This is a genomic window from Streptomyces sp. NPDC006140 (genome assembly GCF_040628815.1).
Taxonomy (GTDB): domain Bacteria; phylum Actinomycetota; class Actinomycetes; order Streptomycetales; family Streptomycetaceae; genus Streptomyces.
The window spans coordinates 159,584-174,973 of sequence record NZ_JBEXTS010000001.1; the positions used below are offsets into that span (position 1 = coordinate 159,584).

The following is a 15,390-nucleotide window of genomic DNA, read 5'->3' on the forward strand; positions in this document are numbered from 1 at the left end:
CGGGCCATTGTGCCAGCCCGGGGTGGGGGCGGTCAGACGCCGACCTCGTCGGTCGCCTCCCGGCTGCCCGGAATGGCACACTCCGCCGGGTCCGCGGTGGCGTCCGCGGCGGTCCGGGCCCGGGCGCGGCGGCGGGCCAGCGGGGCCGCGAGCGCCGTCAGCACGATGAACGCGCCGATGGTCAGCAGCACGATCGTCGCGCCGGGCGGCACGTCCTGGTAGTACGAGGTGACCGTGCCGCCGATCGTCACGCTCACGCCGATGGCGACGGCGATCGCGAAGGTCGCGGCGAAGCTGCGGCCGATCTGCTGGGCGGCCGCGACGGGCACCACCATCAGCGCGCTGACCAGCAGCAGGCCGACCACGCGCATCGCCACCGTGACCGTGACGGCCGCGGTGATCGCCGTCAGCAGGTTCAGGGCGCGCACCGGCAGGCCCGTCACCCGCGCGAACTCCTCGTCCTGGCTGACCGCGAAGAGCTGCCGGCGCAGGCCCAGGGTGACCAGGACGACGAAGGCGGCCAGGACGGAGATCGCCGTGACGTCCGACTCGGAGACCGTCGACAGCGAGCCGAACAGGTACGAGGTGAGGTTGGCGTTGGAGCCTGTCGGCGCGAGGTTGATGAACATCACACCGCCGGCCATGCCGCCGTAGAAGAGCATCGCGAGGGCGATGTCGCCGCGGGTCTTGCCGTACCAGCGGATCAGCTCCATGAGGACCGCGCCGAGGACGGAGACGAGGGTCGCCATCCACACCGGGGACCAGGTCAGCAGGAAGCCGAGGCCGACGCCGGTCATCGCCACGTGGCCGATGCCGTCGCCCATCAGGGCCTGGCGGCGCTGCACGAGGTAGATGCCGACGGCCGGGGCGGTGATGCCGACCAGGACGGCGGCGAGCAGGGCCCGCTGCATGAAGGCGTAGTCGAGGAAGTCCATCAGCTCAGCAGTCCCGTGCGGATCGGTTCGGTGCCCGCCGGCGCGTGCGGGTGTACGTGGTCGTGGCCGGGCAGGGCGTGCTGTCCGACGGCCTTCGGGGGCGGCCCGTCGTGGACGACGCAGCCGTCGCGCAGGACGACGGCCCGGTCGATGAGGGGCTCCAGGGGGCCCAGTTCGTGCAGCACGAGCAGGACCGTCGTGCCCTGGGAGACCTGCTCGCGGAGGGTGTGCGCGAGCACCTCCTGGCTGGCGAGGTCGACGCCCGCCATCGGCTCGTCCATGATCAGCAGCTCGGGCTCGGAGACCAGCGCGCGGGCGATCAGGACACGCTGGTGCTGACCGCCGGAGAGGGCGTCGACCGGGTCCTTGGCCCGGTCCGCCATGCCGACCAGCTCCAGGGCCTTGCGCACGGCCGCGTGGTCCGCCTTGCGCAGCATGCCGAAGCGGGCCCGGGACAGGCGGCCGGAGAGCACCACCTCGGTCACCGTGGCGGGCACGCCGGACGCGGCCGTGGTGCGCTGCGGGACGTAGCCCACGCGGTGCCAGTCGCGGAACCGCCGGCGGTCCGTGCCGAACAGCTCGATCTCGCCGGCGCCGGTCTGCACCTGGCCGATCACGCTGCGCACGGCCGTCGACTTGCCGGAGCCGTTCGCGCCGAGCAGCGCGACGACCTCACCGCGGCGCACGGTGAGGTCGATGCCGCGCAGGACGGGGCGCGAGCCCAGGTCGGCGCGGACGCCGCGCAGGGATACGACGGGCTCGTTCATGCCGTCCTCCGATGGGTCGATCACTTGGCTCCCAGGGCCTTCTGCAGGGCCTTGAGGTTGGCTTCCATGACCTGGAAGTAGTCGTCGCCGCGGGACTTGTCGGTGATGCCCTCCAGCGGATCGAGGACGTCCGTCTTCAGGTTCGCGTCGCGGGCGAGGGTCTTGGCGGTCTTGTCGGAGACCAGTGTCTCGTAGAAGACGGTGGTGACGCCGTCGGCCTTGGCCTCCTGCTGGAGCTCCCTGACCCGGGCGCCGCTGGGCTCGCTCTCGGGGTCGAGGCCGGAGATGGCCTCCTGGGTGAGGCCGTAGCGCTCGGCGAGGTAGCCGAAGGCGGCGTGGTTGGTGAAGAAGACCTTGGTCTTGGTGTTCTTCAGGCCGTTCTCGAACTCGCCGTTGAGGCCGTTCAGCTTCTTGACCAGGGCCTCGGTGTTCTTCTTGTAGTCGGCCGCGTGGTCCGGGTCGGCCTTCTCGAAGGCCTTGCCCACGCCCTGGGCGACCTCGGCGTACTTCACCGGGTCCAGCCAGACATGCGGGTCGCGGGCGTGCTCCTCCTCCTCGGAGTGGCCTTCCTCGGCGTGGCTCTCTTCGGCGTGGCCCTCCTCGGCGTGGCCTTCCTCGCCCTCGTGGCTGTGGCCGCCGGTGCCGTGGTCCTCGAGGGTGGTGAGCGTGGCCGCGTCGATCTTCGTCTTGATGTCGGTCTGCTGCACGGCCTCGTCGACGGCGGGCTGCAGGCCCTTGAGGAAGAGCGCCGCGTCGGCCTCTTCCAGCTGCGCCCGCTGCTTGGTGCTGATCTCCAGGTCGTGCGGTTCCTGGCCGGGCTCGGTCAGGCTGGTGACGTTCGCGTGGTCCCCGCCGATCTGCTCGGCGAGGAACGCCATCGGATAGAACGACGCGACGACGTCGAACTTGTCCGTGTTGCCCGAGGCCGCGCTGTCGCTGGAGCAGGCGGTGAGGGCGCCCAGGCCGAGAGCGGAGGCCAGGGCGGCGGGTATGAGGCGTCGTCGTACGTTCATGACACTCATTTTCAACAAATATGGAAACCGTTGTCAACAAACGTCCTGACCGGGGCCTTGAGGCCGCGGGAGGGGGAGCGATTTGATTGAGGGGGCGCCCCCGCCGGTAACCTGAGGCATTCGCTGGAAGCATCTCGCTTCGTCGCCCGTCGTCGTAATGAAGAGAGCACCGTGGCCGCCGACAAGATCGACACCATCGTCAGCCTGAGCAAGCGCCGTGGCTTCGTATTCCCCTGTAGTGAGATCTACGGCGGCCAGCGCGCCGCTTGGGACTACGGCCCGCTGGGTGTCGAGCTCAAGGAGAACCTCAAGCGCCAGTGGTGGCGCTACATGGTGACGTCGCGCGAGGACGTCGTGGGCATCGACTCGTCCGTGATCCTGGCCCCCGAGGTCTGGGTCGCCTCCGGCCACGTCGCCACCTTCACGGACCCGCTGACCGAGTGCACCTCCTGCCACAAGCGGTTCCGCGCGGACCACCTGGAGGAGGCCTACGAGGCCAAGCACAACCGCCTGCCGGAGAACGGCCTGGCCGACGTCAACTGCCCCAACTGCGGCAACAAGGGCCAGTTCACCGAGCCCAAGCAGTTCTCGGGCCTGCTGTCCACCCACCTCGGCCCCACGCAGGACTCCGGCTCCATCGCCTACCTGCGCCCCGAGACCGCGCAGGGCATCTTCACCAACTTCTCCCAGGTGCAGACCACCTCGCGCCGCAAGCCGCCGTTCGGCATCGCCCAGATGGGCAAGTCCTTCCGCAACGAGATCACGCCCGGCAACTTCATCTTCCGCACCCGCGAGTTCGAGCAGATGGAGATGGAGTTCTTCGTCAAGCCGGGCGAGGACGAGAAGTGGCAGGAGTACTGGATGGAGCAGCGCTGGAACTGGTACACCGGCCTGGGCCTGCGCGAGGAGAACATGCGGTGGTACGAGCACCCGAAGGAGAAGCTCTCCCACTACTCCAAGCGCACCGCCGACATCGAGTACCGCTTCCAGTTCGGCGGCAGTGAGTGGGGCGAGCTGGAGGGCGTGGCCAACCGCACCGACTACGACCTCGGCGCCCACGCCAAGGCCTCCGGCCAGGACCTCACCTACTTCGACCAGGAGGCCGGCGAGCGCTGGACGCCGTACGTCATCGAGCCCGCGGCCGGTGTGGGCCGCGCGATGCTGGCGTTCCTGCTGGACGCCTACGTCGAGGACGAGGCGCCCAACGCCAAGGGCAAGATGGAGAAGCGCACGGTGCTGCGCCTCGACCACCGCCTCGCCCCGGTGAAGGTCGCCGTCCTGCCGCTGTCCCGCAACCCGGAGCTGTCGCCGAAGGCCAAGGGCCTCGCCCAGGCGCTGCGCCAGCACTGGAACATCGAGTTCGACGACGCCGGCGCCATCGGCCGCCGCTACCGCCGCCAGGACGAGATCGGTACGCCGTTCTGCGTGACCGTCGACTTCGACACGCTCGAGGACAACGCGGTCACCGTCCGCGAGCGCGACTCGATGAAGCAGGAGCGCGTCTCCCTCGACCAGATCGAGGGCTACCTGGCGGCCCGGCTGATCGGCTGCTGACCGCCTCACGTCGTACGACGGTGCCGGGTCCCCTCTCGGGGGCCCGGCACCGTCGCGTTGTACGGCGCCGGACGCGGCGCGCGGGATTGGTCCCTCAGGTCCGGCGCCGATTGGTCCTGTATCCGGGTGCGGGGCGGCGCCAGGGTGGGGGCATGAGCATCGCGTTCCTGCTGACGACCCTGGTCGTCGTCGCCACGCCGGGCACCGGCGTCGTCTACACCCTCGCCGCCGCGCTGTCCCGGGGCCGCCGCGCCAGTGTCGTCGCGGCCGTCGGCTGCACGCTCGGGATCGTCCCGCATCTGCTGGCCACGGTCACCGGCGTCGCCGCGCTGCTGCACGCCAGCGCGACCGCCTTCCAGGTGCTGAAGTACGCCGGGGTCGCCTACCTGCTGTACATGGCGTGGGCCACGCTGCGCGACAAGGACGCCCTCGCGGTCGAGGAGGGGGAGCCCGCGCCGCTGTCCGCGCGGCGGGTGATCGTGCGGGGTGTGCTGATCAACATCCTCAACCCGAAGCTGACGATCTTCTTCTTCGCGTTCCTGCCGCAGTTCGTGAGCCCCGGCGAACCGCACGCGCTGGTGCGGATGGCCGGGCTCGGCGGGGTGTTCATGCTGGTCACCTTCCTGGTGTTCGCCGCGTACGGGCTGCTGGCCGCGTCCGTGCGCAGCCAGGTCCTGGGGCGGCCCCGGGTGATGGCGTGGCTGCGCCGGGGGTTCGCCGGGTCGTTCGTGGCGCTGGGCGCGAAGCTGGCGGTCACCGCGCGGTAGCTGACAAGTAGCGAATGACAGGTATCGCATGACAGGCTTCGGCTGACGGATATCGAATGACAGATATTGAAATCTGTCAGCTGTCATGTGACAGTGGAAGGCATGACGATGCCAACCCGAACCCTCGGAACCACCGGCTCCCAGGTCTCCGCCCTCGGCCTCGGCTGCATGGGCATGTCCGCCCTGTACGGCGAGGCGGACCGGGCCGAATCCCTCGCGACCCTCCACGCAGCGCTCGAAGCGGGCGTCACCCTGCTCGACACCGGCGACTTCTACGGCATGGGCCACAACGAACTGCTGATCGGCGAGGCCCTGCGCACTGCCCCCGCCGCCCGGCGCGAACAGGCCCTGGTCAGCGTCAAGTTCGGCGCCCTGCGCGACCCGGACGGCGGCTGGTCCGGCTACGACGGCCGGCCCGCGGCCGTCAAGAACTTCGCCGCCTACTCCCTCCAGCGGCTCGGCGTCGACCATATCGACGTCTACCGCATCGCCCGCCTCGACCCCGACGTGCCGATCGAGGAGACGGTCGGCGCCATCGCGGAACTGGTCGAGAAGGGCTACGTGCGGCACATCGGCCTCAGCGAGGTCGGCGCCGGGACCATCCGCCGCGCCGCCGCCACGGCAGCGATCTCCGACCTCCAGATCGAGTACTCCCTCCTCTCGCGCGGCATCGAGGACGAGATCCTGCCGACCACGCGTGAGCTGGGCATCGGCATCACGGCGTACGGAGTCCTCTCCCGCGGCCTGATCTCCGGGCACTTCACCGCCGACCGGCAGCTCGCCCCGGGCGACTTCCGGGCGATGTCCCCGCGATTCCAGGGCGACAACCTCCGGCACAACCTGAACCTCGTCGAGGCGCTGCGGAAGATCGCCGAGCAGAAGGGCGTCACCGTCGCGCAGATCGCCATCGCCTGGGTGCTCAGCCGCGGCGCGGACATCGTGCCGCTGGTCGGCGCCCGCCGCCGCGACCGGCTCACCGAGGCCCTGGGCGCGCTGGACGTCACGCTGGACGCCGCCGACCTGGCCGCGATCGAGGAGGCCGTACCGGCCGGTGCCGCCGCCGGCGCCCGCTACCCGGCGGCGCAGCTGACGCACGTCGAGCGCTGAACCGGGCTCCGGGTACGGTCGTGGGCATGGCACCGACCAGCGAGATCCTCACCGCCGAGCGCATCCTCGAAGCCACCGAGGAGGTGCTGCGCCGCCACGGCCCGGCCAAGGCCACCGTGGTCGACGTGGCCCGCGCGCTCGGTGTCAGCCACGGCAGTGTCTACCGCCACTTCCGGACGAAGGCGGCGCTGCGCGAGGCGGTCACCAAGCGCTGGCTGGACCGCACGTCCGGCGAACTGTCCGGGATCGCCGCCGCGGACCGCGACCCGGAGAGCCGGCTGCGGGACTGGCTCGCCGCGCTGTTCGCCGCGAAGCGCCGCAAGGCGGGCGACGATCCGGAACTGTTCGCCACGTACTCGGTCCTCACGGGCGAGAACGGCACGGCGGTGAGCGAGCACATCGCCGATCTCACCGCCCAGCTGGCCCGGGTGATCCGGGCCGGTGCCGAGAGCGGTTCCTTCACCGCGGCGGACCCGGAGGCCACGGCCCGCGCGGTCTTCCAGGCGACGGCCCGCTTCCACGACCCGGGCTACGCGCAGGAGTGGCGCGAACCAGGCGTCGAGGCCGACTTCGAGGCGGTCGTCGACCTGCTGGTGCGGGGGTTGCGCGCCTAGTTCCTTGGCGGGCCGCCCACCGGGTGCGCCGTCGGCGGCAGGGGCACAGGATGGGAAGCGAGGGGCGGGTCGCCGCGCGGGACGCGCGAAAGAAGGGGATGGCGATCGTGGAACTCACACTGCGCCCGGGTACCGCCGACGATGCCGCTGAGTGCGGCCGGATCTGCTACGAGGCCTTCGCCGGCATCGCGAAGGAGCACGCGTTCCCACCCGACTTCCCGAGCCCCGAGGTGGGCGTCGCGCTGATCGAGGGCGCCCTGACCCACCCCGGGTTCTACAGTGTCGTCGCCGAGCTCGACGGGCGGGTCGTGGGCAGCAACTTCCTCGACGAACGCTCGCCCGTCGTCGGGGTCGGGCCCATCACCGTCGACCCCACCGTGCAGAACGCGGGCGTGGGCCGCCGCCTCATGCGGGACGTCATGGACCGGGCCACCGAACGCGGGGCACCCGGCATCCGGCTCCTGCAGAGCGGCTACCACAACAGGTCGTTCTCCCTGTACGTGAGCCTGGGCTTCGTCCACCGGGCCACACTGGCCTGCGTACAGGGACCACCGCTCCAGGAAGCGATGCCCGGGTACACGGTGCGGGAGGCCACGGACGCGGACCTCGGCGCCTGCAACGACGTGTGCCGGCAGGTCCACGGCGTCGACCGCGGCGGCGAGGTCGCCGACGCGCTCAAACAGGGCACCGCCCGGGTCGTGGAGCGCGCCGGACGCGTCACCGGCTACGCCACCGACCTCGCCTTCTTCGCGCACGCCGTGGGCGAGACCACCCCGGACCTCCAGGCCCTGATCGCTTCCGCCCCGCAGTTCCGCGGCCCGGGCATCCTCGTACCCACCGGTGACAGCGCACTGCTCCGGTGGTGCCTGTCCCACGGCCTCAAGGTCGTCCAGCTGATGAGCCTGATGACCATCGGCCTGTACAACGAGCCCGACGGGGCCTACCTGCCCTCGATCCTCTACTAGGTCCTGCCAGGCCCCTGCCAGGTCCTGCCGGGCGCATCACGCCGCGGACGTCGGGTCCACCGTCGCCTGGTGGGCCTCCGCCAGGTGCTCCTCCGCCTTCAGCCAGGGCAGGAACTGCGCGCCTCTGCGCCAGCCGCAGGTGTCGCACCTGATCGTGCGCTGCACGCCCGTGCGCCGCACCCGCACCACGTGCTCCCGGCCGTGCTGGTCCCAGCGGCTCACCTTGCTCGTGTCGCTCTGCGCCATGACGCCTCCCGCGTCCAGGAATCCGGCCGATCCGGTCTGCTCGCAGCAAGGAGTGTGCAGCACGACCAACATCAACAGGGCTTCCCAGGGAGCCGGTTATCAGGCTGTGAGGAGGCACTCAGGAGCGGTCCGCGGTCACCACCGCGTCCCGCACCTCCGCCGACTCCAGCGCCGTGGCGGCCCGCTCGGCGGTCCCCCGGGCCCAGCGCCCGCTCGTCACCGCCCCCAGTGCCAGCACCGCGAACCCGCAGGCCGCCAGGATCCACCAGCCGGGCCGCGCCGCCGACACGAACGCCTCCCGGTACGAGGACGCGCCCACGCCCGACGCGAGCACCGCCCCCACCACCGCGACCCCCAGCGTCTGCCCGAGCTGCCGGCTCGTCGAGGCCACCGCCGCCGCCACGCCCGCCTGGGCCCGCGGCATGCCGGAGACCGCCGTGTTGGTGATGGGCGCGTTGACGAAGCCGAAGCCGACACCGAACAGAACGTAGCCGAGGAAGAGCGTGACGTTCGACGTCTCGGCCTCGAACGCGGCGAAGAGCACGCCGCTCGCCGTCATCGCCAGGCCCGCGATCAGCAGGGAGAGCCGGGGTCCGCGCGAGCCCACCAGGCGGCCGGACAGCGGCGCGCACAGGAACGTCGGCACGGCCATGGGCAGCATCCACAGCCCCGCCTCCAGGGCGGTCAGACCCCGCACGTTCTGCAGATACAGCGTCGACAGGAACAGGAAGCCGCCGAGCGCCGCGAACGCGCTGACGGCGATGACCGTCGCCCCGCTGAACGGCGCCGAGCGGAAGAAGCGGAGGTCGATCAGCGGCTCCGCGCGGCGCGGTTCGTACCGGAGCAGGGCGGCGAGGGCCGCCAGGGCCAGGATCACCAGCGGGGCCAGGGACGCGAAGGCCGTGCTCGGCGCCTCGATGATCGCGTACGTCAGCGAACCGAACAGCGCGATCACCAGCACCTGCCCTACGGGATCGGGCCGGCGGGCCCTGGGCGCACGGGACTCGGGGACGAAGCGCAGGGTGAGCAGCAGGGCCGCCAGCCCCACCGGCAGGTTGATCCAGAAGATCGAGCGCCAGCCGACCGATTCGACGAGCAGGCCGCCGACCAGTGGCCCGGCGGCCATGGAGATGCCGACCACCGCGCCCCAGGCGCCGATCGCCCGGGCCCGCTCCCGGGGGTCCGTGAACGTGTTGGTGATGATCGACATGGCGACCGGGTTCAGCATCGAGCCGCCCACCGCCTGCACCATCCGGAACGCGACCAGGGCCTGAAGGTTCGGCGCGAGCGAGCACAGCACCGAGCCGAGGGTGAAGACGACCAGGCCCGCCATGAAGACGCGCTTGCGTCCGATCCGGTCGGCCGTGGAGCCCGCGAGCATCAGCAGCGAGGCCAGGACCAGCGTGTACGCGTCGATCGTCCACTGCAGGCCCGACGTGCTGGCGTGCAGGTCCTGTTGCATCGACGGCAGGGCCACGTTCAGGACCGTGTTGTCCAGGCTCACGATCAGCAGGCTCATGCAGCAGATCGCGAGCACCAGCATGCGGCGGCGGTGACTGAGCTCGGGCATGGGTTCCATCGTACGCCGAATTCAATAGTGTGGCTAACTAATGAATTTTGCCTTTTCATTGCACGGCACAATGGAGGCATGTCCACGCCCCTCCAGATCGGCCCGCACACCGTCCAGCCGCCCGTCGTCCTGGCCCCCATGGCCGGGATCACCAACGCGCCCTTCCGCACCCTGTGCAGGGAGTTCAGCGGCGGCAAGGGCCTGTTCGTCAGCGAGATGATCACCACCAGGGCGCTGGTCGAGCGCAACGAGAAGACCATGCAGCTCATCCACTTCGACGCGAGTGAGCGGCCCCGGTCGATCCAGCTGTACGGCGTGGACCCGGTCACCGTCGGCAAGGCCGTCCGCATGATCGCGGAGGAGGACCTGGCCGACCACATCGACCTGAACTTCGGCTGCCCGGTCCCGAAGGTGACCCGCAAGGGCGGCGGCTCCGCCCTGCCGTACAAGCGGAACCTGCTCCGTGCCATCCTGCGCGAAGCCGTCAGCGGCGCCGGTGACCTGCCCGTGACGATGAAGATGCGCAAGGGCATCGACGACGACCACATCACCTACCTCGACGCCGGCCGCATCGCCGTCGAGGAGGGCGTCACCGCCATCGCCCTGCACGGCCGCACCGCCGCCCAGCACTACGGCGGCACCGCCGACTGGGACGCCATCGCCCGGCTCAAGGAGCACGTCCCGGAGATCCCGGTGCTCGGCAACGGCGACATCTGGTCGGCCGAGGACGCCCTGCGGATGGTGCGCGAGACCGGCTGCGACGGTGTCGTGGTCGGGCGCGGCTGCCTGGGGCGGCCGTGGCTGTTCGCCGACCTCGTCGCCGCCTTCGAGGGCCGCACCGAGGACATCGCCCGCCCCACCCTGCGCGAGGTCGCCGACGTCATGGTCCGGCACGCCACCCTGCTCGGTGAGTGGATCGGCGACGAGTCCCGGGGCGTGATCGACTTCCGCAAGCACGTCGCCTGGTACCTCAAGGGCTTCGCGGTCGGCTCCGAGATGCGCAAGCGCCTCGCGATCACCTCCTCGCTGGAGGAACTGCGCTCCGGCCTGGACGAGCTGGACCTCGACCAGCCCTGGCCCACCGGCGCCGACGGACCCCGCGGCCGCACCTCCGGCAACAACCGTGTGGTGCTGCCGGACGGCTGGCTGAAGGACCCCTACGACTGCGCGGGCGTCGGCGAGGAGGCCGAACTCGACACCTCCGGCGGCTGATCAGCCCCCGGAGGGGTGGGGCGTAGAGCCGTACGCCTTCAGGAAGCGGTCGCGGAAGGAGTCCATCTTCCACACGGGCGCGTCGCGGTCCGGCTTGAGGCCTTCCGTCCAGTTCCAGTCGCTGATCTTCTCCAGGACCTTCGGGTCCTTGGCGACGAGGGACACCGGCACGTCGCGGGAGGCGCGGATGCCGCTGACCCGGGCCATGGGCTGGTGGTCGCCGAGGAAGACCAGGACGGTGTCGTCGGTGCCGTAGCGCTGGAGCCACTGGGTGAGGCTGGTCACCGAGTACTGGATGGACCTGCCGTACTCCTGCTGGGACTTGGCGGTGTCGGTGATGATGTCCGCGGCCTTGTTGCCGGCCTTCTGGATCGGGCCGAAGACCCTGCCGTCGCCGAGTTCGTCCCAGCCGACCATCTTCGGGATCGGCGCCCAGGGCTGGTGGCTGGAGGTCAGGATGACGAACGACATCAGCGGCTTGTCCCGCTTCTTGCCGTGCACCTGGCGCTGGAACGCCTCCAGCGCGTACTGGTCGGGCATGGTCGACCAGCTGAACTTCGGGCCCCGGTAGCCCAGGTCCCGGGAGTCGTAGAGCTTGTCGAGGCCGTACCACTTCTCCTCCGGCCATCCCTTCTGCACGCCGGGCATCACGCCCACCGTGTCCCACGCGCCGGTCTTCTTGAACGCCTTGGTGAGGGTGAGGTGGTCGCCCGCGGTGACCGTGCGGTAGCGCCGCTGGTTGTCGATCCACAGACCGGACATGGTGGTGGAGTGGCCGAGCCAGCTGCTGCCGCCGAAGGTCGCCGAGGTCAGCCAGCCGCTGCGGGCGTGGAAGCCGGCCTTCGCCAGGGCCTCGGTGCTCGCGTCGAGGGTCCGGTCGACGCCGGGGGCGATGGCCGGGTCCTCGACGGCGCTGCGGCCGTAGCTCTCGATGAACGTGAAGATCACGTCCTTGCCCCGCAGGTCGGGCAGGAGCTGCTCGGGCGGGGTGTTGCCGAAGGTGTCCGCCTTCGCCTGCCGCACGAACGCCGCCTCGTCGCGCAGCGACTCCACCGTCCGCTGCGCGTGCACCCGGAGGGCCCCGGCGCCGCGTTCGGAGGCGATCGGCCCGCCGAAGAGCGTGAGGCCCAGCGCCGAGCAGGTGATCCAGACCGTGCCGGCGATCAGGGCGCCCTTGGTCGCCCGGGCCCGGTGGCGGGCCAGCACCCCGGCCAGCCGGATCGCCGCCGCGACCATGACGGCCGCCACGAGCAGGACGAGCACCACCGCGCCGACGGCGGCGGCGGTCGCGACGCCCCCGCCCAGCGTGTCCCCGACGTACGCCTGCGCGTCGGGCAGCAGGTCCCAGTCGAGCGCGGCGTTGAAGCCCCGGCCGAGGTACTCGTTGAACCCCATGTCGAGCAGGTTCACGGCGGTCAGCGCGGTGAGGCCGAGCCCGTACAGCACGGCCGCCACCAGCCGGGGCCGGTGCGGCAGCCCCAGCACGACGACGGCGCCGATGACCGCCTCCGCCGGGATCCGCGCGAAGCTGACCGGTTCGAGGGCCGGGAGCGTGTTGGGCAGCAGCAGGGCACCGAGGACCAGGACGGCGGCGAGGGCGGTGGTGGTGAGGTGGAGGGCGCGGGCGGCGCGGGGGTGGCGGGTGCGCCAGGAACGGAGGTGCCGTAGGCGGGATGCGGGGCCGGTGGTCTCCGCCCCCTGCGTGCGGGTCTCCGCCTGCTCCCGGCGGGCCTCCGTCTCCTCCGGGCGGGTCTCCGCCTCCTCCGTGCGGGCTTCCGCCTCCTCCGCGGCGGCTTCCGACTCCTCCGGCCGCTCGGGACCGGCCTCCGGGGTGCCCGGCTGTGATGACTGGCGGAGGCGTGTGAAGACAGGCACCCGGAGGTCCTTCCCGTACGAAACCCGGCGAGGTGGCGGACCCGCGTGGGGGAACGGGTCCGCCTCCGTTCCGTACGGCCCGCCCACCAGGTGTGTTCAGCCCGGCGGGCCAGCGCTCGGCAAACACCCGGCAAACGGCGGGCCAACCGGCCCTCAGATGCCGCCGACCGCCGTGAGCAGGGCCAGCGGGGCCGACGCCGACCGGGACTCCCGCACGCACGCGTGCGGGTACGGCACCGGCTCCGGGTGGGTGTCGCGGCCGTAGCCCGCGAGGACCTCCGGCAGCCGGTGACCGGTCGCGGCCGCCGCGTCGACCAGGCCGCGGGCGATCGCGCGGGCCTCGTCGTGCAGCCCGTACCGGGCCAGGCCCAGCGCGATCAGCGCGTTGTCGTGCGGCCAGACCGAGCCGCGGTGGTAGGAGAGCGGGTGGAACGCCGGCTGCCCGGCCGCCAGGGTGCGCACGCCCCAGCCGGAGAAGAAGTCCGGCTCCAGCAGGCGCCGGCCGACGAGTTCGCCGTACTCCTTGTCCAGCAGCCCCGACCACAGCAGGTGCCCGGCGTCGGAGGCGAGCGCGTCGACCTGCTCGCCCCGGCCGTCCAGCGCGAGCGCCGGGAAGGAGTGCTCCGGCATCCAGAAGTCCCGCTGGAAACGGTCGCGCAGGTCACCGGCCGCCTGCTCCAGCAGGTCCGCGTACGTCCCGTCCTGCCACACCGTGCGCGCGAGCCACGCCGTGCGGCGCAGCGCGTCGTAGGCGTAGCCCTGGGCGCCCGCGGCCGTCACCGGCCCGTTCGGGCGGGTCCCCTCGGCGGAGCAGATGGCGCCGGGGGAGTCCTTCCAGTTCTGGTTGGCGAGGCCGCCCTGGTCGGCGCGGTAGACCAGGTAGCCGCGAGAGGTGAGACCGCCGTGGTCCAGCATCCAGCCCACCGCGGCGCGGGCGTGCGGCTCCAGGCGGCGCGCCAGGGCGGTGTCGCCGGTGTGCTCGGTGTACGCCCCGAGCAGGACGAGGAAGAGGGGCGTGGCGTCGACCGAGCCGTAGTAGCGGCCGTAGGGGACCTGGCCGAAGTGGGCCAGTTCGCCGTGCCGCACCTCGTGCACGATCTTGCCGGGCTGGGCGATCTCGTCGGCGCCGGCCTGCGTGGCCTGGGTCGCGGCCAGCGCGGGCAGGGTGGCGGCGGCCAGTCGCGGCCGGTAGGGCAGGGCGAACAGCGAGGTCAGCAGGGCGTCCCGGCCCAGCAGGGTCAGGAACCAGGGGGCGCCGGCGGCCGGGACGCGCAGTTCCTCGCCGTCCGGGCCGGTCGCCGGGACCTGGAGCGCGGCGAGGTCGGCGAGGCCCCGGGTGCAGGCCGCGGCCAGCTCGGGCCAGCCGCTCGGGAAGGCCACGCCCGCCATGAACTCGCCCTCGCGCGCCCGCAGTTGCTCCTGGAGGGCGGCGGGGGAGCGGGGCACGCGCAGGGCGCGCTTGTCGCCGTGCGGGCGGGCGATGACGCGCAGGACCAACTCGGCGGTGCCGTGCGGCGCGAGGTCCAGGGTCCACACCAGGCGGCGGGCGCCCGTGCCGGTCTCCTCCACGGCGTCCGGCTGGGGCTCGGCCGTGACGGTCGTGACGGACCGCCACTCGCCGCGCCGGTAGGTGAACTCCACGCCGTGGCCGAGGACCTGGCGGGAGCGGACGGCGCCGGCCTTCGCGTACGTGCGGTGGTCGGAGCGCAGCTCGAACTGGTCGGTGAAGTCGGCGTCGGCGGTGACCGCGAGGCGGACCGTCGTCGGCACCGGGCGGTTGCTGGTGACGCGCAGCGACTCCACGAACGAGGCGTCGCCCACGGCCTGTTCGCGGAAGAGCGTGTAGGCGGGCGGCTCGTCGCGACCGCCGCGCGGGACGAGGACGCAGGCCGCGGTGTCCCCGTCGGCCACCGGCGTCAGCGTCTCCGGCACGGCGCCGTCCACGGTGAGCTGCCAGCGGCTCAGGTGCCGCGCGTCCCGTACGAACATGCCGTCCGGGGCGCTGCCGCCCCGGTAGCCGCTGATGTCGCCTCGGTCGCCGACCGCGGCGAACGTCCCGCCGTGCACGAGCAGATGATGCCGGTCCGTCATCCCAGGTCCCCTCCCTTGATCGCCGTGACGCCGTTCCTGTCCCCTGCGGGCCGGTCGTGCAGCAGGTCGAGCGTGAGCGCGGCGGTCCAGCCGAAGCCGGTGGCGCCGCAGGCCTGTGCCGTGTACGGGTCGACGTACTCCGCGAAGTCGGAGGCGCCGGCGGTGTGCAGCATCCCCTTGCGCAGGGCGTCGGCCCGGCCGCGCTCGCCGTGCAGCCGCAGCCCGCGCTCCAGCAGCCAGTTGGTGTTGAACCAGGCCGGGCCGCGCCAGTAGCGGTGCGGGTCGAAGGCCTCGCCCAGCAGGTCGTAGCTGGGGACCAGGCGGGTCGCGCCGCCGAGCCCGAAGTGCGGCCCGCACATCGTGCGGATCAGGGTGGCCGCGAGGTCGCGCGGCAGGCTCGGCAGCAGCAGCGGGACGAGCCCGGAGACCCCGCGCTCGGGGATCAGCTCCCCGGCGCGCACGTCCCGGCACAGGAACATCCCCGCGGCCGGGTCCCACAGCCGCTCCACCAGGGCCGCCGTGAGGCGCTCGGCCCGGGCCTGCCGGGCCTGGGCCGCCGCGCCCAACTCGTGGGCGATCCGGGCGAGGGCGTATTCGGAGGCGATGAGCAGGGCGTTGAACGCCGGGTCCTCCACGGCGAATCCGCCCGGGCCGCTCCCGGCGGAGCCGCCTGT

General features: G+C 72.1%; 14 protein-coding genes. 6 read left to right on the forward strand and 8 right to left on the reverse strand.

Going from position 1 to position 15,390, the window contains the following annotated elements:
- Positions 1-32 precede the first annotated feature (32 nt).
- The 3 genes from ABZ386_RS00695 to ABZ386_RS00705 are packed head-to-tail and all read right to left on the reverse strand — an operon-like array spanning position 33 to position 2,715.
- Positions 33-935: a metal ABC transporter permease gene (locus ABZ386_RS00695; protein WP_114252288.1), complete on the reverse strand. Its 903-nt coding sequence runs from the start codon at positions 933-935 to the stop codon at positions 33-35.
- A complete protein-coding gene (locus ABZ386_RS00700) occupies positions 935-1,702 on the reverse strand; it encodes a metal ABC transporter ATP-binding protein (RefSeq protein ID WP_114257389.1) in 768 nt (255 codons plus the stop codon). Before ABZ386_RS00700 ends, ABZ386_RS00695 begins: the two co-directional genes overlap by 1 nt.
- Before the next feature lie 20 nt (positions 1,703-1,722).
- Positions 1,723-2,715: a zinc ABC transporter substrate-binding protein gene (locus ABZ386_RS00705; protein WP_351346291.1), complete on the reverse strand. Its 993-nt coding sequence runs from the start codon at positions 2,713-2,715 to the stop codon at positions 1,723-1,725.
- Between the two features lie 171 nt (positions 2,716-2,886).
- Between ABZ386_RS00705 and ABZ386_RS00710 the strand changes: the two genes are divergently transcribed.
- The 5 genes from ABZ386_RS00710 to ABZ386_RS00730 all read left to right on the forward strand — a co-directional run bounded on the left by ABZ386_RS00710 (position 2,887) and on the right by ABZ386_RS00730 (position 7,722).
- Entirely contained in the window at positions 2,887-4,269 is a 1,383-nt protein-coding gene (locus tag ABZ386_RS00710) for a glycine--tRNA ligase (RefSeq protein WP_114252284.1), read from the forward strand.
- 152 nt (positions 4,270-4,421) lie between these two features.
- Positions 4,422-5,036: a LysE family translocator gene (locus tag ABZ386_RS00715; RefSeq protein ID WP_351346295.1), complete on the forward strand. Its 615-nt coding sequence runs from the start codon at positions 4,422-4,424 to the stop codon at positions 5,034-5,036.
- 102 nt (positions 5,037-5,138) lie between these two features.
- Positions 5,139-6,143: an aldo/keto reductase gene (locus ABZ386_RS00720; protein ID WP_358962747.1), complete on the forward strand. Its 1,005-nt coding sequence runs from the start codon at positions 5,139-5,141 to the stop codon at positions 6,141-6,143.
- A 26-nt stretch (positions 6,144-6,169) separates the two neighbouring features.
- The gene (locus ABZ386_RS00725) at positions 6,170-6,757 is read left to right on the forward strand and encodes a TetR family transcriptional regulator (RefSeq protein ID WP_356499428.1); all 588 of its coding nucleotides are present in this window, start codon (positions 6,170-6,172) and stop codon (positions 6,755-6,757) included.
- Positions 6,758-6,807: 50 nt separating this feature from the next.
- Positions 6,808-7,722: a GNAT family N-acetyltransferase gene (locus ABZ386_RS00730; RefSeq protein WP_356617342.1), complete on the forward strand. Its 915-nt coding sequence runs from the start codon at positions 6,808-6,810 to the stop codon at positions 7,720-7,722.
- Positions 7,723-7,758: 36 nt separating this feature from the next.
- Here ABZ386_RS00730 and ABZ386_RS00735 read toward each other — a convergent pair whose 3' ends face one another.
- The gene (locus ABZ386_RS00735; protein WP_114252269.1) at positions 7,759-7,968 is read right to left on the reverse strand and encodes a hypothetical protein; all 210 of its coding nucleotides are present in this window, start codon (positions 7,966-7,968) and stop codon (positions 7,759-7,761) included.
- 118 nt (positions 7,969-8,086) lie between these two features.
- Positions 8,087-9,538: an MFS transporter gene (locus ABZ386_RS00740; RefSeq protein WP_358962750.1), complete on the reverse strand. Its 1,452-nt coding sequence runs from the start codon at positions 9,536-9,538 to the stop codon at positions 8,087-8,089.
- A 78-nt stretch (positions 9,539-9,616) separates the two neighbouring features.
- On the opposite strand from ABZ386_RS00740, the gene dusB reads away from it, so the two are divergent.
- Positions 9,617-10,750 (forward strand): tRNA dihydrouridine synthase DusB, encoded by a 1,134-nt coding sequence (gene dusB, locus ABZ386_RS00745; protein WP_356617338.1) that lies wholly within the window; start codon positions 9,617-9,619, stop codon positions 10,748-10,750.
- Here dusB and ABZ386_RS00750 read toward each other — a convergent pair whose 3' ends face one another.
- The 3 genes from ABZ386_RS00750 to ABZ386_RS00760 all read right to left on the reverse strand — a co-directional run.
- Positions 10,751-12,625: a CDP-alcohol phosphatidyltransferase gene (locus ABZ386_RS00750; protein ID WP_358962752.1), complete on the reverse strand. Its 1,875-nt coding sequence runs from the start codon at positions 12,623-12,625 to the stop codon at positions 10,751-10,753.
- 153 nt (positions 12,626-12,778) lie between these two features.
- Positions 12,779-14,716, reverse strand: coding sequence for a glycogen debranching N-terminal domain-containing protein (locus tag ABZ386_RS00755; RefSeq protein ID WP_356499434.1), 1,938 nt, complete (start codon positions 14,714-14,716; stop codon positions 12,779-12,781).
- A partial coding sequence (locus ABZ386_RS00760) for a trehalase family glycosidase (RefSeq protein ID WP_358962755.1) occupies positions 14,713-15,390 on the reverse strand: 678 nt, incomplete at its 5' end. The genes ABZ386_RS00760 and ABZ386_RS00755, both read right to left, overlap by 4 nt.